This window comes from Microbacterium sp. Bi128, assembly GCF_918698205.1.
In genome coordinates this window covers 1-2,518 of record NZ_CAKKMM010000735.1, presented here as the reverse complement: position 1 = coordinate 2,518, position 2,518 = coordinate 1, and the positions used below count along the sequence as shown (strand labels likewise).

General features: G+C 70.3%; 2 protein-coding genes and 1 pseudogene. 1 reads left to right on the top strand and 2 read right to left on the bottom strand.

Going from position 1 to position 2,518, the window contains the following annotated elements; translation table 11 throughout:
- Together LQV45_RS25550 and LQV45_RS25545 are read right to left on the bottom strand one after the other, a co-directional pair.
- The coding region (locus tag LQV45_RS25550) for a PEP/pyruvate-binding domain-containing protein (protein ID WP_290370316.1) at positions 1–669 on the bottom strand (669 nt) is incomplete at its 3' end.
- 37 nt (positions 670–706) lie between these two features.
- On the bottom strand, positions 707–1,744 hold the full coding sequence (locus tag LQV45_RS25545) for a universal stress protein (protein WP_230009431.1): 1,038 nt from the start codon (positions 1,742–1,744) through the stop codon (positions 707–709).
- 472 nt (positions 1,745–2,216) lie between these two features.
- Between LQV45_RS25545 and LQV45_RS25540 the strand changes: the two are divergent.
- Positions 2,217–2,518, top strand: a pseudogene (locus LQV45_RS25540) (FAD-binding protein); the annotation flags it as partial.

The window sequence follows — 2,518 nt, the reverse complement described above, 5'->3', positions numbered from 1 at the left end:
CCCCAGCCCCGGGCTGGCGTCGATGACGGCCTCGTGCCGCCGGCCGGTGACGGGATTGGCTGTGAACAGCACCCCGGCCACGGCCGCGTCCACCATGCGCTGGACCACCACGGCGAGGGACACCGCCGAGGGCTCGATCCCCTGCACCGCGCGGTAGGTCACCGCGCGGTCTGTCCACAGCGAGGCCCAGCACCGGCGGACGGCAGCCAGCACGGCATCCGCGCCCACCACGTTCAGGAAAGTGTCCTGCTGGCCGGCGAAGCTGGCGAACGGCAGGTCTTCGGCGGTCGCGGAGGACCGCACGGCGACCGCCGTGTCGGTGCCCAGCGCCGCGTAGGCGCCGCGCACGGCGGCGTCGATGCCGGCGGGGACATCGGCGTCGAGCACCAGCGCGCGGGCCTTCGCCGCAAGCGCAGCCAGCCCCGCCAGGTCGTCGGGGGCTGTTGCGGCGAGGGCGCGGTGCACGTCCGCCAGCGCCGGGGATGCCGTGGCGTCCAGATACGCAGTGGTGGTCAGGCAGAAGCCGGCGGGCACCGGTAGGCCGGCGCGTGCCAGTTCGCCCAGGTTCGCCGCCTTCCCGCCGACGGTGGCGAGCATGTCCGGGCCAAGGCGTTCTAGGGCCAGGACCGGCCCGCCCTCGGCAGGGTCCGGCGTCCCGGGGTGCTCCATCCGTTAACCGTCCTTCCGACGCCGGGCCCGTCGCCTTCTAGGAGTCGCCGAGCATCGGGCCGAAGCTGGCTCTGTCCGCCAGCCGCGGGTCGTCGCGGTCCGGCACCACCATGACCGGCCCCTTGGCGTGGTGGAGGACGCCGTCGGACGTGGAGCCCAGCAGCATTCCGGTGAATCCGCCGCGCCCTCGGGTGCCGACCACCACGAGCTCCACGTGCCGGCTGGCGTCGACGAGGATGTCGACGGGCGAGCCGTCCACGAGCTGCGTCTCCACCTGCAGGGCGGGGAAGTGGCTCCGCAGCCAGGCCACGCCGGCGTCGAGCTGGACCTTGATGTCGGCGAACAGTGCGTCGCGGTCCATCGGGGTGGGCACCCATGCCAGCGAGCCGGTGTACTGCGGCACCGCGCACACCACGCGGAGCCGGGCGGAGAGCCGCTCGGCCTGCGCTGCGGCCTCCAGCACGGCGACGCGGGCCTGCTCGGAACCGTCGACGCCGACGACCACGACGTTCTCCACCGGCTGGCTGCCCGACTTGGCCCGTTCGGCGAGGACGTGCTTGTCGTCTGTGGTTTCGCCCAGGCGGTCCGCGCAGATCAGCGGCACAGTCACGGTGGGGCACTTCGAGTGGGCGGGCAGCGCGCTGCTGACGGAGCCGAGCAGCCGGCCCACGAAGCCACCGCGGCCGCGGGTGCCGAAGACCAGAAGCTCCGCGGTTTCGCTGATTTCCAGCAGCACGCCGGACGCGTCCCCGTTTTCGACGGACGCGTCGACGTCGATGTTGTAGAAGGCGATCTTGTCCATGGCGTGCTTGAGGATGGCTTCGGCGCCCTCGCGGATCACGGAGTCGTCCACCGTGGCGTAGCCGCCGTCGAGCCCGGAAGCGGCGAAGATCGGAACGGAATAGGCGGTCACGATGTGCAGCGGGCGGCGGCGGCGCTCCGCCTCACGGGCCGCCCACACCAAGGCGCAGTGGCTGTGGTCCGAGCCGTCCACTCCCACGACGATTCCGCGGGGCGGCGCCGGCTCGCCACCGGTCTCCCATGCCGGGTCCGGATGCACCTGTTCACGGCCCATAGGGTCCGCCTCCTCGCGATTCTTGCCTGATGTTGCGGCTATTCTGCCAGAAGTACTGCCGCCCGGCGTCCACCGGCGAGGCGACCCGGAATCTGCGTGCAGGAACCCCTGATTTTCCTCACTATTCTCGGTTAATTGCGAACATTCAAGACGGCGGCAAGGCGCCCCCGCCCGCCCGCGGCGGAAGGATTTACGCAGAATTAACACGCCGTTTCCTGACCCGGAAATTCAGGCTTTTGAGCCGGTTTCCGCTGGAGCGGGAGCACGGAAACCGCCGGAATCCGGCACCACAGCCAATGTCCTACCTCCCCTATCCACGGGCGGGAATCTTAGGTATCCTTCGAGGCATTGCTGAACCGAGACTGGTGTTCCAGAAAGCAGCCGCTGGGGCTGTGGAACCAGGCACGGGTTGGCGTCCGGGGTTTCCCCCGCGACTCGCACCATTTCAAGGAGGTACCCTGCAGTGTCGAGCATGCCTTTGTACGGCGGGATTGAGCGGACCACCGCCGTAGTCATCGGGACGGGGCTCTCCGGCCTGGCTGTGGCCAGCGAGCTCCAGCGCCGGGGCGTTGCGTCCATCATTGTGGACGGGCTCGACCTCCTGGGTGCCGGCCATCCGGCCAACACCTCCTCGCTCCAGCGCTGCGACGCGGCGGACGCCGCCAGCCTGAGGGAGCGCAACGAAATCCTGCGGCACCTGCGCAACTACGCCGCAAGCCACAAGCTCGACGTGCGGAACAACATCCGGGCCCTGCAGCTGGACCTCCTGGAGGC